Source organism: Micromonospora sp. CA-248089 (assembly GCF_050948515.1).
Taxonomy (GTDB): Bacteria; Actinomycetota; Actinomycetes; order Mycobacteriales; family Micromonosporaceae; genus Micromonospora.
Genome location: NZ_CP192016.1, coordinates 321,903 through 337,128 on the forward strand (window position 1 = coordinate 321,903; position 15,226 = coordinate 337,128).

Sequence of the window (15,226 nt, forward strand, 5' to 3'; positions counted from 1 at the left end):
GCGAAAGGGGTGAATCACCCTCGCCGAGGGCCGCAAGTGCAAGATCGCGGGGGAGGGCCTACGGGGTGGCTTCGTTGCGGATCATCAGGGCGCTGCGGAGGCCGGTGATGTCCAGGACGCGGATCAGGAAGTCGCCGACGTTGGTGAGCATCAGCAGGCACTGGGTGTGACTGGCCTTGCGGCTGAGCACCACCAGCGTGCCGAGGCCCTGCGAGTCACAGAACGTGACCCCGGCCAGGTCGAGCACGATGCGCGGGGGCGGATCCGCCAGCACCTCGTTGACCACCGTCGAGAGCTGGGCGGCCGTGAGCATGTCGATCTCACCGGCCAGGCGAAGCACGGCTTCGTCACCCGTCCGGTGTACGGTGATGGACAGTTCGGCACGATCCACCCGGTCAGCCTATCGCGATCTCGACCAGCGGTCCTGTCGAGCGGATCGCCGTCGGCCCGTCGCGCCGCTCAGGCGGGTGAGCCTGGTAACCCCCGCCGCGGGGTGCCTGCCAGGCAGCACTCCGGCGCTGACACAATGGCCTCATCGTGACCGAGACGCATTCCGCCGGATCCGGCCGCTACCCGGCCGACGCCCCGGCCTCCGAGGCCCTGTTCGACCGCGCCAAGGCCGTCGTGCCCGGCGGGGTCAACTCTCCTGTGCGCGCGTTCCGTGCCGTCGGCGGCACCCCGCGCTTCATGGTCCGGGGGGAGGGGCCGTGGCTCTTCGATGCCGACGGTCGTCGCTACGTCGACCTGGTCTGTTCCTGGGGCCCGCTGATCCTCGGCCACGCGCACCCGGCGGTGGTGGAGGCGCTGCGCGAGGCGGCGGCGCTCGGCACCAGCTTCGGCACGCCGACGCCGGGTGAGGTGGACCTGGCCGAGGAGATCATCGCGCGGACGCCGGTGGAGCAGGTGCGCCTGGTCAACTCCGGCACCGAGGCGACCATGTCGGCGATCCGGCTGGCCCGCGGCTTCACCGGCCGCGCCAAGATCATCAAGTTCTCCGGCTGCTACCACGGCCACTCGGACGCGCTGCTCGCCGCCGCCGGTTCTGGCGTGGCCACCTTCGGCCTCCCCGACTCGCCCGGCGTGACCGGCGCGGCGGCGGGCGACACCATCGTGCTGCCGTACAACGACCTGCGCGCGGTCGAGGAGGCGTTCGCCGCCGAGGGGCAGCACATCGCGGCGATCATCACCGAGGCCGCGGCCGGCAACATGGGTGTGATCGCGCCCCGCGACGGCTTCAACGCCGAGCTGGCCCGGATCGCCCACGCCAACGGCGCGCTGCTCATCGTCGACGAGGTAATGACCGGGTTCCGGGTGTCCCGCGCCGGATGGCACGGCCTCGACCCGTCGGACGCGGACCTGTGGACGTACGGGAAGGTCATGGGTGGTGGCCTGCCCGCGGCGGCGTTCGGCGGGCGCGCGGAGATCATGGCGAGACTCGCCCCGGCCGGCCCGGTCTACCAGGCCGGCACGCTCTCCGGTAACCCGCTGGCCTGCGCGGCCGGGCTGGCCACGCTGCGGCTGGCCGACGACGCGCTCTACCGGCGGCTCGACGAGACCGCCGCCGCGCTCGGCAAGCTCACCACCGAGGCGCTGTCCGCGGCGGGAGTGCCGCACCGGCTCTCCACCGCGGGCAACATGTTCTCGGTCTTCTTCACCGACGCGGACGTGCACGACTACGACAGCGCCCGCACCCAGGTGGTGCCGGCGTTCAAGGCGTTCTTCCACGCGATGCTCGCCGCCGGCGTCTACCTGCCGCCGAGCGCGTTCGAGTCGTGGTTCGTCTCGACCGCGATCGACGACGCGGCGTGGGAGCAGATCGCCGCCGCCCTGCCGGTGGCGGCGCGGGCGGCGGCAGCGGCGGGAAGCGGGGGATAACTCATGGCGGAGACAGTGGTGCACGTGCTGCGGCACGGTGAGGTGCACAACCCGGACGGCATCCTCTACGGCCGCCTGCCCGGGTTCCGCCTCTCCGAGCTGGGCGTGCAGATGGCCAAGGCGGCGGCGCAGGCGCTCGCCGACCGGACCGTCGTGCACGTGGTGGCCAGCCCGCTGGAGCGCGCCCAGCAGACCGCCGAGCCGATCGCGGCGCAGTTCGGTCTCTCCGTCGGCGTCGACGAGCGCCTGATCGAGAGCGCGAACTGGTTCGAGGGCAAGAAGGTCTCGCCCGGTGACGGCTCGTTCCGCGACCCGCGCAACTGGTGGGTGCTGCGCGACCCGGTGACCCCGTCCTGGGGCGAGGCGTACCGGGTCATCGCCGAGCGCATGTTCGCCGCGCTGCACGCCGCCCGCGTCGCCGCCGAGGGGCGCGAGGCGGTGCTCGTGTCGCACCAGCTCCCGATCTGGACGCTGCGCCGGCACGTCGAACGCAAGCGTCTCTGGCACGACCCGCGCCGCCGCCAGTGCGGCCTGGCCAGCCTCACCTCGTTCCACTTCGACGGCGCCAAGATCGTCGGTATCGGGTACTCCGAGCCGGCGGCCCACCTCGTCTCGATCTCGCCGACCGCCCGGACGGCCAAGGGGGCCTGATGCTCACCCGGAGGCTCGCCGCCGCCCTGCTCGCCGCCGTCACCGCCGGTACGGCGCTGGTCGGCTGCTCCTCCGACAGCCAGGAGAGCCGGTGTGCCGCCGACGGCTCCACCGTCACCTGTGCCCCGGACCAGCGCTCCAAGACGCCGAAGGTGAGCGGTGACCTGCTCACCGGTGGCAGCTACGACATCTCCCGGGACCGCGGCCAGGTCGTCGTGGTCAACTTCTGGGGCTCCTGGTGCGCGCCCTGCCGCGCCGAGGCCGACGACCTGGAGGCCACCTACCAGGCCACCAAGGGCTCCGGCGTGACGTTCCTCGGCATCAACGTGCAGGACAGCAAGGACAAGGCGATCGCCTTCGAGGAGGGCCGGGTCACGTACCCGAGCATCTTCGACCCGGCCAGCCGGCAGGCGCTGAACTTCGACATCCCGCCGAACACCACCCCGGCCACCGTCGTGCTCGACCGCGAGGGCCGGATCGCCGTGGTGATCCGGCGGGCCGTCACCCAGGCCGAGCTGCGGCCGATCGTCGAGGACATCGCCGCCGAGTCGCCACCGCCGAACGGCGCCCGCTGATGGGTGAGACGTTCCGGCAGCTCGCCGAGTCCGGCCCGCTGCTGCTCGCGGTCGGCGCGGCCGCACTGGCCGGACTGGTCAGCTTCCTGTCCCCGTGCGTGCTCCCGCTGATGCCCGGCTACCTGTCGTACGTGACGGGCTTGGCCGGCTCCGACCTGGAGGGCGGTGCAAGGAAGGGCCCCCTGTTAACGCCTCCGGTAGAGGAAGGGCCCCTTCTTAACACCGGCACCGCCGGCGGCGGCAGCGCAGGCGGCGCAGGTGGCACCGGTGGCACCGGCAGCGCAGGCGGCGTGAGCGTCGCCGAGCGGGCGGCGCCGGAGCGCACCACCGCCGCCGTCAAGGGCCGCGTGCTCGCCGGCACGCTGCTGTTCATCGCCGGCTTCACAGTCGTGTTCGTCGCCACCGCGATCCTCTTCTCCGGCGTCGGCAAGCTCTTCTTCCGGTACGAGCGCACGCTGGAGATCGTCATCGGCGCGCTGGTGGTGGTGCTCGGGCTCGGCTACCTCGGGGTGATCCCCGGCATGCAGCGGGAGTTCCGCATCCGCTGGCTGCCCTCCGCCGGGCTGCTCGGCGCGCCGGTGCTCGGCGCGGTCTTCGCGCTCAGCTGGCTGCCCTGCACCGGCCCGACGCTCGGCGCGGTGCTCGGCATGGCGGCCACCGAGGGTGGCACCGATCGCGCGGTGCTGCTCGCCGTGGCGTACTGCCTCGGGCTGGGGATACCGTTCGTCGTCTTCGGGCTGGGCTTCCAGCGCCTGCTCGGGGTGTTCCGCGCCGTCCGGCGCAACAGCCGCTGGGTCACCCGGATCGGCGGCGCGCTGCTGATCGCGATCGGCCTGGCGCTGATCACCGGCGGCTGGGTGAACGTGGTGATCTGGCTGCAGACGAACGTGGGCGTGGGCGAGGTGAGCATCTGATGACGACCGTGGACGACCGGCCGTCGACCCCACCCGCGCAGGCGCCCCGGCGACGGGTCAACCCGGTGCTGGCCCTGCTGCGCAACTCGTGGCGGCAGCTCACCAGCATGCGTACGGCGCTGATCCTGCTGTTCCTGCTCGCCATCGCGGCCATCCCCGGCTCGGTGCTGCCCCAGCGCGGTGTGAACCCGGAACGCGTCAACCAGTGGTTCCTCGACCACCCCGACCTCGCGCCCCGGCTGGACCAGATCGGCGCGTTCGAGGTCTTCGGCTCGGTCTGGTTCTCCGCGATCTACCTGCTGCTGTTCACCTCGCTGATCGGCTGCATCCTGCCCCGCGCCCGGGACCACGTCCGCGCGCTGCGGATGAGGCCGCCGGCCGCGCCGAGGCGGTTCGACCGGCTGCCCCAGCACGCGGTGCTGGAGGCCCCGGCCGCCGCCGATCCCGAGGCGATCGCGGCGGTGCTGCGCCGTCGCCGGTGGCGGGTCACCGTGCGCGGCAACGAGGTCTCCGCCGAGAAGGGCTACCTCAAGGAGACCGGCAACCTGCTCTTCCACGTGTCGCTGGTCGCCGTCCTGCTCGGGGTGGCGCTCGGTTCCTGGTACGGATGGCACGGCAACCGCATCCTGGTCGCCGGAGAGGACAACGCGTTCTGCAACACCCGCCAGCAGTACGCCGAGGCGTCGCTCGGCCCGCGCGTGGACAGCTCCGACCTGCCTCCGTTCTGCCTGACGCTGGAGAAGTTCGAGGCCGACTACCTGCCGTCCGGGCAGGCGTCCCGCTACTGGGCCACCGTCACCGTGGACGAGCCGGGTGGCGCGGAGCGGACCGCCGGATTCTCGGTCAACTCGCCGCTGCGGCTCGGCTCGGCGAACGTCTACCTGCTCGGCAACGGCTACGCGCCGCTGCTGAAGTACACCGACAAGTACGGCCGCAGCCAGACCAGCGAGGCGCCGTTCCTGCGTACCGGCGACTCGAACGCGACCGAGGAGGGCGTGGCGATCTTCCCGGATGCCAACGTCGACCCGAAGACCGGCGCGCGCGCCCCGGACCAGCAGATCGCCTTCGACGGGCTCTACCTGCCCACCGCGCCGGAGAGCGCGCCGTACGTGGCGTCGCAGTACCCGGCCGAGCGCAACCCGATGGTGAACCTGACCGCGTACCGGGGCAATCTCGGGCTGGACGCGGGCATCCCCGGCTCGGTCTACGCGCTGGACCGGAGCCAGATCGACGACGGCAAGCTCAAGGAGATCGGCACCAAGCTGCTGCGGCCGGGGGAGAAGTGGACCCTGGACGACGGCAGCACGCTGGAGTTCGTCGGCACCAAGCCGTACGTCACGCTCGCGGTCCGGCACGCGCCCGGGCAGACGTTGCTGCTGGTGGCGAGCGGCACGCTGCTGCTCGGCCTGATGGGCTCGCTGTTCGCCCGGCGGCGCCGGGTGTGGTTCCGGGTTTCGCCCCCCGAGGGCGGATCTCCGACGGGCGGTAGTAGTTTGGTGGAGGCCGGTGGGCTGCCGCGCACCGAGCACCCAGGGTTCGCCGACGAGTTCGCGCAGCTCGTCGCCGCGGTGAGCGGTGACGCGCCGGACGCGCGGCGGGCGCGAGAAGGAGACGAGTGATGTCCGCACTCTCCGACCAGTTGGTCGCGTTCGCGATCCTGGCGTACCTGATCGCGATGATCAGCCACGCCGTGGAGTTCGCGCTGGGCAACGCGCGGAGGGTGCCCGCGGCCGCACCGGCGCGTGAGCTGGTGGGCGCGGGCGTCGGCGGCGCCGGCGGCACCGTCGACGAGCCGGCCGTCGCGGCTACGCCGCCGAGGCCGGACCGCACCGGCGCCCGGGCAGTGCTGGCCGGCCGGATCGCCGCCTGGCTCACCGTGCTGGCCGCCGCCGTGCACCTGGGCGCCGTGGTCACCCGGGGCCTCGCCGCCGACCGGATGCCCTGGGGCAACATGTACGAGTTCGTGCTGACCGGCACCTGGATCGGCATGGCGGCCTGGCTCGTGGTGCTCTGGAAGCAGCCGTGGCTGCGCCGGCTCGGGCTGTTCCTGACGCTGGTCATGGTGCTGCTGCTGGCGTTCGCCGAGCTGAAGCTCTACGTGCCGATCGAGCCGCTGATGCCGGCGCTGCAGTCGTGGTGGTTCATCATCCACGTCTCGACGATCATCTTCGCCTCGGGCATCTTCCTGCTGGGCGTGGTGCCCGCCGCCGCGTACCTGATGCGGGCCGGCTGGGAGCAGGGGCGGCGCAGCTTCCCGTACACCTTGGCCCGCCGCCTCCCGGAGGCGGCCGGGCTGGAGCGGCTGACCTTCATGCTGCACGCCTTCTCGTTCCCGATCTTCACCTTCGCGGTGATCGCGGGGGCGATCTGGGCCGAGGCGGCCTGGGGTCGCGCCTGGGGCTGGGACCCGAAGGAGACCTGGGCGTTCATCTCCTGGGTGGTGTACGCGGGTTACCTGCACGCCCGGGCCACGCCGAGCGTGAAGCGCAACGTGGCCACCTGGATCGCCATCGTGGGCTTCCTGACCGTGATGATGAACCTGTTCGGGGTCAACTTCTTCTTCACCGGTCTGCACTCGTACGCCGGGGTGGAGTGACCGGGCGCGCGCTCAGCACCTCGTCCACCCGGCGCGTGATCTGGTAGGCCACCTCCGGCAGGTCGGCCAGTTCGAGGCGGTCCGCCCGCAGCGCGAACTGGGCGTGCAGCTCGCGGGCCACCGCGTCGCGGATCTCTGACTGGAGCGGGCTGAGGCCGTCCGGGTCACCCACCACGTATGCGTCGTCCATCCGTCGATGATGAACCGCCGCCGGCGTGGCTGTCAGTGACGAATTCATCCGCCGAACCAGCCGGGGACGTCGAGGCGGAACACGTCGGCGGGGACCACCCGGCGCAGGTCGTCCTCGATGGCGGCGACGCGGTCCGCGCCGAGCGTGGTCGCCCAGCGGTCGCGTAGCTCGTCGAAGACCACCGCCGACCGGTGCAGTCCGTCGCGGCCCTTCGCGGTCATCCGGACCAGCTTGCGGCGGGCGTCGGCGGGGTCGTCCACGCGTTCCAGGTACCCGAGCGCGACCAGCCGGTCCACCGTCTTGCCGGCGGCCTGCTTCGAGACGCCGAGCCGTTGCCCGAGGTCGGAGGCGGTGGTGCCGTCCGGGCCGACGGCCTGGAGGACGAACCCGTGGGCCGGGCGCAGGTCGGGGTGCCCCTGGCGGGCCAGTTCGGCGTGCAGGTCGTCGACGAGCGTACGGAAACCGGCGAGCAGGAGCAGCGGCAGCGCGAAGCCGGGGCGGTCAGGCGTTGCCATGTTCGACAACCACGTTTACTATTTCGTCAACCACGTTGACTACCTTACGAGAGGGGCACAGCCATGTCCCGCTTCACCGCGTACGAGCCGGACACCGCACCCGCCGCCGCCCGCCCGGTCATGGCCGGAGTACGCCGCACGCTGGGCCACCTGCCCGCCGCCGTCGGGCTGATGGCCGGCTCCCCCGAGCTGCTCAAGGGCTTCCTCGCCGCCAACGCCGCGTTCGAGGCCACCGACCTGGATCCGGTCGCCCGGGAGGTGGTCGTGCTCACCGTCGCCACCCGCAACGGCTGCCACCTCTGCGTGGCCATGCACACCGCGACGCTGCTCCGGCACGGCGCCGCGCCGGAGCTGATCGAGGCGCTGCGGACCGGTGCTTCGCTGCCCGATCCCCGGCTGGAGGTGCTGCGCCGGTTCACCGTCGCCGTCCTCGACCACCGGGGCGCGGTCCCCGACGCCGACCTGGACGCGCTGCTGGCCGCCGGATGGCAGCGCCGGCACGCGCTGGACGTGGTGCTCGGCGTCGGCACGTACACGATCTCCACCTTCGCCAACCGGCTCACCGAGGCCCCGCTCGACGAGCCCCTGGCCGCGTACGCCTGGACGCCCGCCGCCTGAGCTGCGGGTGTTAAGAAGGGGCCCCTCCTCTACCGGAGGCGTTAAAAGGGGGCCCGTCCTTACCTCCGCAGGAGGGTACGGGAGGATGGCGGTATGGCGGCTCGCTTCCCGTACACCGATCTGAAGGACTTCCTCGCGGCGCTGGAGCGTGCGGGCGAGCTGCGGCGGGTGAGCGCGCCGGTCGACCCCACGCTGGAGATCAGCGAGATCGTCACCCGTACCGTCCGGGCCGGCGGACCCGCGCTGCTGTTCGAGCGCCCCACCCGGGGTGAGATGCCGGTGGCGATCAACCTGTTCGGCACCGAGAAGCGGATGGCGATGGCGCTCGGGGTGGAGAACCTCGACGAGATCGGCGAGCGGATCGGCGACATGCTCAAGCCGGAACTGCCGCAGGGCTTCTCCGGGATGATGGGCGGCCTGGGCAAGGTCATGCAGCTCAAGTCGATGCCGCCGAAGAAGGTGAAGACCGCCCCCTGCCAGCAGGTGGTCTACCGGGGCGACGACGTCGACCTGAACCGGCTGCCCGGGTTGCAGGTGTGGCCCGGTGACGGCGGGATCTTCCACAACTTCGGGCTGACCCACACCAAGCACCCGGAGACCGGCAAGCGCAACCTCGGGCTCTACCGGCTCCAGCAGCACAGCCACAACACCATCGGCATGCACTGGCAGATCCACAAGAACTCGACCGCGCACCACGCGGTCGCCGAGCGGCTCGGCCAGCGGCTGCCGGTGGCGATCGCGATCGGCGCGGACCCGGTGGTGGCGTACTCGGCCAGCGCGCCGCTGCCGGCCGACATCGACGAGTACCTGTTCGCCGGGTTCCTCGCCGGTGAGCGGGTCGAGATGGTCGACTGCCTGACCGTCCCGCTGCAGGTGCCGGCGCACGCGCAGATCGTGCTGGAGGGCTACATCGAGCCGGGCGAGCGCCTGCCCGAGGGGCCGTTCGGCGACCACACCGGCTTCTACACGCCGGTCGAGCCGTTCCCGGTGATGCACATCGAGTGCATGACCATGCAGCGCGACCCGGTCTACCACTCGATCGTCACGTCCCAGCCGCCGCAGGAGGACCACGGCCTCGGCAAGGCCACCGAGCGGATCTTCGCGCCGCTGCTGCGTTTCCTGATCCCGGACATCGTCGACTACGACCTGCCCGCCGCCGGTGTCTTCCACAACTGCGCGATCGTGTCGATCCGCAAGCGCTACCCGAAGCACGCGCAGAAGGTCATGAACGCGATCTGGGGCGCGCACATGATGTCGCTGACCAAGCTGATCGTGATCGTCGACGAGGACTGCGACGTGCACGACTACAACGAGGTCGCGTTCCGCGCCTTCGGCAACGTCGACTACGCCCGCGACCTGCTGCTCACCGAGGGCCCGGTGGACCACCTCGACCACGCCTCGTACCAGCAGTTCTGGGGCGGCAAGGCGGGCATCGACGCGACCCGCAAGCTGCCCGAGGAGGGCTACACCCGGGGCTGGCCGGAGGAGATGCGCATGTCGCCCGAGGTGGTCTCGCTCGTCGACAAGCGCTGGAAGGAATACGGAATCTGATGACGGCGGTGCAGGAACGTCCCGGCCGGGTCTCGTCCTTCCTCAAGCTCGTCGCCATCGAGCACTCGGTCTTCGCGCTGCCGTTCGCGTACCTGTCGGCGCTGACCGCGATGCAGCTCAACGGCGGCCGGGTGCGCTGGCTGGACCTGCTGCTGATCACCGTGGCGATGGTCGGCGCGCGGACGTTCGCCATGGCCGCGAACCGGATCCTGGACCGGCGGATCGACGCGCGGAACCCGCGTACCGCGAACCGGGAACTGGTCACCGGCGCGGTGAGCGTGCGGACGGCCTGGACCGGCGCGGCGGTCGCGCTCGTGGTGTTCCTGGCCGCCGCCGCCCTGCTCAACCCGCTCTGCCTGGTGCTCGCGCCGCTCGCCGTGGTGCCGCTGGTGGCCTACCCGTACGGCAAGCGGTTCACCAACTGGCCGCACGCCATCCTCGCGGTGGCCCAGGCGGTCGGCCCGGTCGGCGCCTGGCTGGCGGTCACCGGCACGCTCGACGGCTCCGGCCCGGCCTGGCTGCTCGGTGCCGCCGTCGGCCTGTGGATCGGCGGCTTCGACCTGATCTACGCCTGCCAGGACTCGGAGATCGACCGGGAGATCGGGGTGCACAGCGTCCCCGCCCGGTACGGCCGGCGCTTCGCGCTGCACGCCTCCACCGTCGCGCACGTGGTGACGTTCGCGCTGTTCATCTGGTTCGGCGCCTGGGTCGGCTTCGGCTGGCTGTGGTGGATCGGGCTGGCGCTCACCGCCGTCGCCTTCGCCTATCAGCACATGGTGGTCAGCCCCACCGACCTGAGCAAGGTCAACCGGGCGTTCTTCACCGCGAACGGCTTCGTCGGCATCGCGTTGTTCGTCCTCGCACTGCTCGACCTGGTGGTCCGGCTCGGCCTGCGGCCCTGAGCAGGGACGCCGGGGCGCCGGTGACGGTCAGGACGCCGGGCCGCACCCCGGTCAGGACGCCGCGGCGACCGGGTAGCGGGCGCTCTCCAGCGTCCAGTCGACGGTGCCGCGCACGGCGGCGGCCAGCCCGTCGAGGTGGATGGCGACGGCGTCGTCGAGTGTGGGCCCGAACGACGGCGCCGCCGCCCGGAGCGCCGCGAACCGGTCCATCTCGGCACGCCAGTGCGCGGCCACCAGGTCGACCGCCGCCGGCACCGGCACGCCCCGCTCGGCGGCCGTCGCGAGCACCAGGTTGTGCCCGCCGCCGGTGGCCCGGTCGCGCTCCAGCGAGGCGATGTCGTTGAACCAGGAGAGCAGGTCGTTGGCGAGGCCGGCGAGCCGCCGCAGCGCCGGATGGTGGTAGACCGCGTCGGGCAGCGGACGCCCGGACGCGAACTCGATCAGCGGGTACGACACGTAGGCCGCCGACGTGGCCCGGCGCAGCCGCACGTACTCGGCGACGCCCGGTGGACGGCCGGACCCGGTGGCGGTGGCCTCCCGGTGGACGCCGTCGAGGTGGTCGGCGACCGCGTCGGCGAAGCGCAGCCGCCAGCGGGCCGGCATCCGGCGGCGCGGCTCCCGCCACGCCTGCACGAGGAGGCGGCGCAGCGGGCCGGAGAAGCCCGGGTGGCGGGCGCGCGGGCCCTCGCGCAGCAGGGCGAGCGCGCCGTCGCGCAACGCGCGGATCTGCGGCGGCGTCAGCCCGTCCCGCCCGTCGCAGGCGTCGTCGACGAGGAAGAACCAGGTGAACAGCGCGGTCAGCACCCGCAGGTCGGGCTCGGTGGCGTCCGGGTAGAGGCGGCCCGCGTACCGGGCGAAACCGGCCGCCGCCAGCCGTCGCCGGGTGGCCGGGTCAGCCGGCAGGCCGAGCCGGTCGATGTGTTCCACCAGCCAGCCCTGCACGTCGTCGGCGTACGGGGAGAGGCGGGGCGGAATGGGGCAGCCGGAGCGGAGCGCCCGCAGCACCGCCGCCGTCATCACCGGCCCCTCCGTGAAAGTGGGATCGCCGATCGAAGAATTTCATGCCGCGGGACGTTCCGTGAACCGTCTGGACATCCCGGGCGGGCCGACCGAACGGGGGTCGTCGCCCGCCGCCCGCGCCGACCAGGCACGCTGGAGGGCATGCGCGAACCATGGGTGGTGGGTGTCTCCGGCGCGTCCGGGACGCCGTACGCGGCGGCTGTCGTCCGGGGCCTGCTCGACGCCGGCCAGGCGGTGGACCTGATCGTCTCCCGGGCGGCCCGGCTCACCGTGCTGGACGAGACCGGCCGGCCGTTCCGGGACGCGCACTGGGCCGAGGACCTGGCCGCCTGGCTCGACCGCGACCTCACCGGCGCGGACATCCGGCACTGGCCGGCCGGTGACCTGGCCGCCGGCCCGAGCAGCGGCTCCTACCCGGTACGCGGCATGGCGGTGGTGCCGGCGAGCACCGCCGCGTGCGCGGGCATCGCCATCGGGCTGTCGAAGGACCTGCTCCAGCGCGCCGCCGAGGTGAACCTCAAGGAGCGCCGGCCGGTCGTCGTGGTGCCCCGGGAGACGCCGGTGACCCGCAGTCACCTGGAACATCTCATCGCGCTGCACGACGCCGGTGCGGTGGTGCTGCCGGCCAGTCCGGGCTTCTACGGCGCCGGCGCGTCGGCGTCCGCCGGGCAGCTCGTGGACTTCGTGGCCGGAAAGGTGCTCGACGCGCTGGGCGTCGAGCACACGCTGTTCCGGCGATGGTCCGGTGAGCTGGCGGCCGGTCGCCGGGAGGCGGATCCGGCCTGACGGACCCGTGGCCGACGTGCGGGGGCGCGGCCCTCGACCGGACCGCGCCCCGCACGTTCAGTACATGCCGGCGTTCGCCGGTCCGGGGCCGGTGGAAGCGGTCGGGCCCATGTTGCGGGCCTTGCCCATGTCCTCCGCCTCGTCCAGCATGCCCTCCCCCTCGAGCAGGGCCCGCACCTCGGATTCCCGAAACCGGCGGTGCCCTCCTGGAGTCCGGATACTGCCGATCCGGCCGGCCGCTGCCCATCTGGTCACGGTCTTCGGGTCAACCCGAAACAGCGCAGCGACCTCACCCGGTGTCAGCAGGCGATCTCCAGTGTCCACAGCCCCCTCCTCGCGTCGACGAAGCCCCCGGCTGAACACACTGCCCCCGGCCGGTGCGAGCCCAGAGCCGTCATGAGGGACGTATGGCAATTACAGCACCGGCTACCGGACGTGTCCGCCAAACGCGAAAAACGCACACACTGGGAAGGATAGGAAATGGTACCGGCGGAGAACCCCCGTGATCGTACGTTTGTGAAGGGCCGGTCCACGGGTACCGACCGCATTCCGTGGTCGCCGAACGGATAGGGTCACTCTCCGTGGACACGATCGACCTGAGCCTCGTGGAGCTGTTGCGGGGCAACGCCCGTCTGTCGTACGCCGAGCTGGCCCGTCAGGTCGGCCTCTCCGCCCCGGCCGTGCACGAGCGGGTCGGCAAGCTGGAGTCCAGCGGCGTGATCCGGGCGTACCGGGCCGAGGTCGAGCCGGAGTCGATCGGGCTCGGGGTCACCGCACTCATCGGCATCATCGAGGACTCCGACGCGGACACCGACGACGTGCTGGAGGCGTTCCGCCGCATCCCCGAGATCGAGTCCTGCTACTTCATGGCCGGCGTCGAGTCCTTCCTGCTCAAGGCGCGGGTCGGCACGATCGCCGAGCTGGAGCAGTTGATCGTCCGGCTGAACCGGACGGCGGGCGTGGCGTCCACCCGTACCAGCATCGCCCTGTCGACCAAGTGGGAGAACCGCCCGCAGCCGCTGGAACCGCCCACCGCCTGACGCCTCTGGCCCCGCGGCGGCGTTGCGGTTACCGTGCGCCGATGACGACCTCGGGACGTGGTGCCGCAGTGGTCACCGGAGCGGCCGGCGGGCTGGGCCGGGCCATCGCCGCCGCGCTGCACGCCGACGGCTGGAACGTGCTGCTCACCGACGTCGACGCCGGGGCCGCGTCGGCCGCCGCCGCGCCGCTGGGTGGCTGGTCCCGCCCGCTCGACGTACGCGACGAAGCCGCCTGCGCGGACGTCGCCGCCGAGGCGGCGGCCGCACCCGGCGGCCTCGGGCTCTGGGTGAACAACGCGGGCATCCTGGCCACCGGCCCGTCCTGGGCGCACGACGCCCGGACCCGCCGCGCGGTGGTCGAGGTGAACGCGCTCGGCGCGATGAACGGCACGCTCGCCGCCGTCGCGGTGATGCGCGAGCAGGGCCGCGGCCACGTGCTCAACGTCGTCTCGCTGGCCGGGCTGATCGCCGCGCCCGGCGAGACGGTGTACGCGGCCAGCAAGCACGCCCTGCTCGCGTTCAGCCTCGGCACCCTGAGTGACCTGCGGATGGCCGGCGTCCGGGGCGTACACGTGTCGTGCCTGTGCCCGGACGGCATCTGGACGCCGATGCTGCACGACAAGCTGGACGACCCGGGCGCGTTGGCGTCCTTCACCGGCGCGCTGCTCACGCCGGAGCGGGTGGCCGCGCGGGCCGTCCGGCTGGCCCGGCGGCCCCGGCCGGTGGTCAGCCTGCCGCGCTGGCGCGGCGGCCAGGTACGGCTCCTGGACGCATTCCCCCGGCTCGCCCTGGCCCTCACGCCGGTGATCCGGGCCACCGGGCGGGCCGGTCAGCGGCGGCAGGCCCGCCGGGTCCGAGGAAACCCGAGCTGACCTCGCTTGTAACGTTGCCGACGTGACTCACTTCGACAGGTGCGACGAGGCCAGCCGGCGCTGGGTGACCGAGGCGATCGCCACTGTCGAGGCCGACGCCAACCGCTCCGCCGACACCCACCTGCTGCCGTTCCCGCTGCCCCGCCAGTGGGGGATCGACCTCTACCTCAAGGACGAGTCGGTGCACCCCACCGGCTCGCTGAAGCACCGGCTCGCCCGGTCGCTGTTCCTCTACGGCCTCTGCAACGGCTGGATCGGCCCGGACACCACGATCGTCGAGGCGTCGTCCGGCTCGACGGCGGTCTCCGAGGCGTACTTCGCCCGGATGCTCGGGCTGCCGTTCATCGCGGTCATGCCCGCCTCCACGTCGCCGGAGAAGATCGCCCAGATCGAGTTCCAGGGCGGGCGCTGCCACCTGGTGGACGACCCGTCCAAGGTCGTGGTGGAGGCGCGCTGGCTCGCCGAGGACAGCGGCGGCCGCTTCATGGACCAGTTCACCTACGCCGAGCGGGCCACCGACTGGCGGGGCAACAACAACATCGCCGAGTCGATCTACGCCCAGCTCGCGCTGGAACGGCACCCGGTGCCCGCCTGGATCGTGGTCGGCGCCGGCACCGGCGGCACCAGCGCCACCATCGGCCGGTACGCCCGGTATCGCCGGCTGCCCACCAAGCTCTGCGTGGTGGACCCGGAGAACTCCGCGTTCTACCCCGCCTGGCAGGCCGGTGACTGGTCGGTACGCACCGACCGCGGCTCCCGGATCGAGGGCATCGGGCGGCCCACCGTCGAGGCGTCCTTCCTGCCCAGCGTGGTGGACCGGATGGTGCAGGTGCCGGACGCCGCGTCGCTGGCCGCGATGCGGGCCGGCTCGGCGGTGCTCGGCCGCCGTGTGGGCGGCTCCACCGGCACCAACCTGTGGGGCGCGTTCGGGCTGATCGCGCAGATGCGCGCGGCCGGGCGTACCGGCTCGGTGGTCACGCTGATCTGCGACCCGGGCGACCGGTACGCCGACACCTACTACTCGGACGAGTGGGTGGCCGCGCAGGGCCTCGACCTCGCCCCGCACCTCGCCACCATCGACCGGTTCCTGACCGACGGCACCTGGCCGGCGGCCTGAACCG

Annotated in this window: 18 protein-coding genes; 13 read left to right on the forward strand and 5 right to left on the reverse strand. The window is 72.5% G+C overall.

Annotated elements, in window-relative coordinates:
* Positions 1-58: 58 nt before the first annotated feature.
* Entirely contained in the window at positions 59-391 is a 333-nt protein-coding gene (locus tag ACQP26_RS01610) for an STAS domain-containing protein (RefSeq protein WP_013283540.1), read from the reverse strand.
* Between the two features lie 146 nt (positions 392-537).
* Between ACQP26_RS01610 and hemL the strand changes: the two genes are divergently transcribed.
* The 6 genes from hemL to ccsB are packed head-to-tail and all read left to right on the forward strand — an operon-like array spanning position 538 to position 6,611.
* The gene (gene hemL / locus ACQP26_RS01615) at positions 538-1,875 is read left to right on the forward strand and encodes a glutamate-1-semialdehyde 2,1-aminomutase (RefSeq protein ID WP_269702915.1); all 1,338 of its coding nucleotides are present in this window, start codon (positions 538-540) and stop codon (positions 1,873-1,875) included.
* A 3-nt stretch (positions 1,876-1,878) separates the two neighbouring features.
* On the forward strand, positions 1,879-2,526 hold the full coding sequence (locus ACQP26_RS01620; RefSeq protein ID WP_184681158.1) for a histidine phosphatase family protein: 648 nt from the start codon (positions 1,879-1,881) through the stop codon (positions 2,524-2,526).
* Positions 2,526-3,101: a TlpA family protein disulfide reductase gene (locus tag ACQP26_RS01625; protein WP_269702912.1), complete on the forward strand. Its 576-nt coding sequence runs from the start codon at positions 2,526-2,528 to the stop codon at positions 3,099-3,101. Before ACQP26_RS01620 ends, ACQP26_RS01625 begins: the two co-directional genes overlap by 1 nt.
* Positions 3,101-4,015, forward strand: a complete 915-nt coding sequence (locus tag ACQP26_RS01630) for a cytochrome c biogenesis CcdA family protein (protein ID WP_433494747.1) — start codon at positions 3,101-3,103, stop codon at positions 4,013-4,015. The genes ACQP26_RS01625 and ACQP26_RS01630 overlap by 1 nt, the downstream gene beginning before the upstream one ends.
* The gene (gene resB / locus ACQP26_RS01635; RefSeq protein WP_433494748.1) at positions 4,015-5,634 is read left to right on the forward strand and encodes a cytochrome c biogenesis protein ResB; all 1,620 of its coding nucleotides are present in this window, start codon (positions 4,015-4,017) and stop codon (positions 5,632-5,634) included. Before ACQP26_RS01630 ends, resB begins: the two co-directional genes overlap by 1 nt.
* Positions 5,634-6,611 (forward strand): c-type cytochrome biogenesis protein CcsB, encoded by a 978-nt coding sequence (gene ccsB, locus ACQP26_RS01640; protein ID WP_269702907.1) that lies wholly within the window; start codon positions 5,634-5,636, stop codon positions 6,609-6,611. Before resB ends, ccsB begins: the two co-directional genes overlap by 1 nt.
* On the opposite strand, the gene ACQP26_RS01645 is transcribed toward ccsB, so the two are convergent.
* Positions 6,577-6,801 carry a hypothetical protein gene (locus ACQP26_RS01645; protein ID WP_269702905.1) on the reverse strand — a complete coding sequence of 75 codons (225 nt, stop codon included), beginning with the start codon at positions 6,799-6,801 and terminating at the stop codon, positions 6,577-6,579. The genes ccsB and ACQP26_RS01645 overlap by 35 nt on opposite strands.
* Before the next feature lie 44 nt (positions 6,802-6,845).
* Entirely contained in the window at positions 6,846-7,316 is a 471-nt protein-coding gene (locus ACQP26_RS01650; RefSeq protein WP_433494749.1) for a MarR family winged helix-turn-helix transcriptional regulator, read from the reverse strand.
* Between the two features lie 63 nt (positions 7,317-7,379).
* On the opposite strand from ACQP26_RS01650, the gene ACQP26_RS01655 reads away from it, so the two are divergent.
* The 3 genes from ACQP26_RS01655 (at position 7,380) to mqnP (ending at position 10,387) form a co-directional block, all read left to right on the forward strand.
* Positions 7,380-7,934 (forward strand): carboxymuconolactone decarboxylase family protein, encoded by a 555-nt coding sequence (locus ACQP26_RS01655; RefSeq protein ID WP_433494750.1) that lies wholly within the window; start codon positions 7,380-7,382, stop codon positions 7,932-7,934.
* A 93-nt stretch (positions 7,935-8,027) separates the two neighbouring features.
* A complete protein-coding gene (locus tag ACQP26_RS01660; RefSeq protein ID WP_269702900.1) occupies positions 8,028-9,485 on the forward strand; it encodes a menaquinone biosynthesis decarboxylase in 1,458 nt (485 codons plus the stop codon).
* On the forward strand, positions 9,485-10,387 hold the full coding sequence (gene mqnP / locus ACQP26_RS01665) for a menaquinone biosynthesis prenyltransferase MqnP (protein WP_433494751.1): 903 nt from the start codon (positions 9,485-9,487) through the stop codon (positions 10,385-10,387). Before ACQP26_RS01660 ends, mqnP begins: the two co-directional genes overlap by 1 nt.
* Positions 10,388-10,438: 51 nt before the next feature.
* On the opposite strand, the gene ACQP26_RS01670 is transcribed toward mqnP, so the two are convergent.
* Positions 10,439-11,404 (reverse strand): terpene synthase family protein, encoded by a 966-nt coding sequence (locus ACQP26_RS01670; protein WP_281579279.1) that lies wholly within the window; start codon positions 11,402-11,404, stop codon positions 10,439-10,441.
* Positions 11,405-11,548: 144 nt separating this feature from the next.
* Here ACQP26_RS01670 and ACQP26_RS01675 point away from each other — a divergent pair, with 144 nt between their 5' ends.
* A complete protein-coding gene (locus ACQP26_RS01675; RefSeq protein WP_281579278.1) occupies positions 11,549-12,193 on the forward strand; it encodes a UbiX family flavin prenyltransferase in 645 nt (214 codons plus the stop codon).
* Between the two features lie 57 nt (positions 12,194-12,250).
* Here ACQP26_RS01675 and ACQP26_RS01680 read toward each other — a convergent pair whose 3' ends face one another.
* Complete coding sequence (locus ACQP26_RS01680; RefSeq protein WP_013473529.1) at positions 12,251-12,517, reverse strand: BldC family transcriptional regulator; 267 nt, start codon at positions 12,515-12,517, stop codon at positions 12,251-12,253.
* Positions 12,518-12,774: 257 nt separating this feature from the next.
* On the opposite strand from ACQP26_RS01680, the gene ACQP26_RS01685 reads away from it, so the two are divergent.
* From ACQP26_RS01685 to ACQP26_RS01695, 3 genes are read left to right on the forward strand one after another with little or no spacing between them, the layout of a single operon-like run.
* Complete coding sequence (locus ACQP26_RS01685; protein WP_030500728.1) at positions 12,775-13,233, forward strand: Lrp/AsnC family transcriptional regulator; 459 nt, start codon at positions 12,775-12,777, stop codon at positions 13,231-13,233.
* Positions 13,234-13,274: 41 nt separating this feature from the next.
* The gene (locus tag ACQP26_RS01690; RefSeq protein ID WP_433494752.1) at positions 13,275-14,105 is read left to right on the forward strand and encodes an SDR family NAD(P)-dependent oxidoreductase; all 831 of its coding nucleotides are present in this window, start codon (positions 13,275-13,277) and stop codon (positions 14,103-14,105) included.
* A gap of 22 nt (positions 14,106-14,127) precedes the next feature.
* Positions 14,128-15,222: a PLP-dependent cysteine synthase family protein gene (locus ACQP26_RS01695; RefSeq protein WP_433494753.1), complete on the forward strand. Its 1,095-nt coding sequence runs from the start codon at positions 14,128-14,130 to the stop codon at positions 15,220-15,222.
* Positions 15,223-15,226: the final 4 nt, after the last annotated feature.

What these genes read in the sequence shown, in the direction of transcription:
- ACQP26_RS01620 (WP_184681158.1), top strand. Translation starts at nt 1,879, where the DNA reads ATGGCGGAGACAGTGGTGCACGTGCTGCGGCACGGTGAGGTGCACAAC.
- ACQP26_RS01625 (WP_269702912.1), top strand. Translation starts at nt 2,526, where the DNA reads ATGCTCACCCGGAGGCTCGCCGCCGCCCTGCTCGCCGCCGTCACCGCC.
- ACQP26_RS01630 (WP_433494747.1), top strand. Translation starts at nt 3,101, where the DNA reads ATGGGTGAGACGTTCCGGCAGCTCGCCGAGTCCGGCCCGCTGCTGCTC.
- resB (WP_433494748.1), top strand. Translation starts at nt 4,015, where the DNA reads ATGACGACCGTGGACGACCGGCCGTCGACCCCACCCGCGCAGGCGCCC.
- ccsB (WP_269702907.1), top strand. Translation starts at nt 5,634, where the DNA reads ATGTCCGCACTCTCCGACCAGTTGGTCGCGTTCGCGATCCTGGCGTAC.
- ACQP26_RS01645 (WP_269702905.1), bottom strand. Translation starts at nt 6,801, where the DNA reads ATGGACGACGCATACGTGGTGGGTGACCCGGACGGCCTCAGCCCGCTC.
- ACQP26_RS01650 (WP_433494749.1), bottom strand. Translation starts at nt 7,316, where the DNA reads ATGGCAACGCCTGACCGCCCCGGCTTCGCGCTGCCGCTGCTCCTGCTC.
- ACQP26_RS01655 (WP_433494750.1), top strand. Translation starts at nt 7,380, where the DNA reads ATGTCCCGCTTCACCGCGTACGAGCCGGACACCGCACCCGCCGCCGCC.
- ACQP26_RS01660 (WP_269702900.1), top strand. Translation starts at nt 8,028, where the DNA reads ATGGCGGCTCGCTTCCCGTACACCGATCTGAAGGACTTCCTCGCGGCG.
- mqnP (WP_433494751.1), top strand. Translation starts at nt 9,485, where the DNA reads ATGACGGCGGTGCAGGAACGTCCCGGCCGGGTCTCGTCCTTCCTCAAG.
- ACQP26_RS01670 (WP_281579279.1), bottom strand. Translation starts at nt 11,404, where the DNA reads ATGACGGCGGCGGTGCTGCGGGCGCTCCGCTCCGGCTGCCCCATTCCG.
- ACQP26_RS01675 (WP_281579278.1), top strand. Translation starts at nt 11,549, where the DNA reads ATGCGCGAACCATGGGTGGTGGGTGTCTCCGGCGCGTCCGGGACGCCG.
- ACQP26_RS01690 (WP_433494752.1), top strand. Translation starts at nt 13,275, where the DNA reads ATGACGACCTCGGGACGTGGTGCCGCAGTGGTCACCGGAGCGGCCGGC.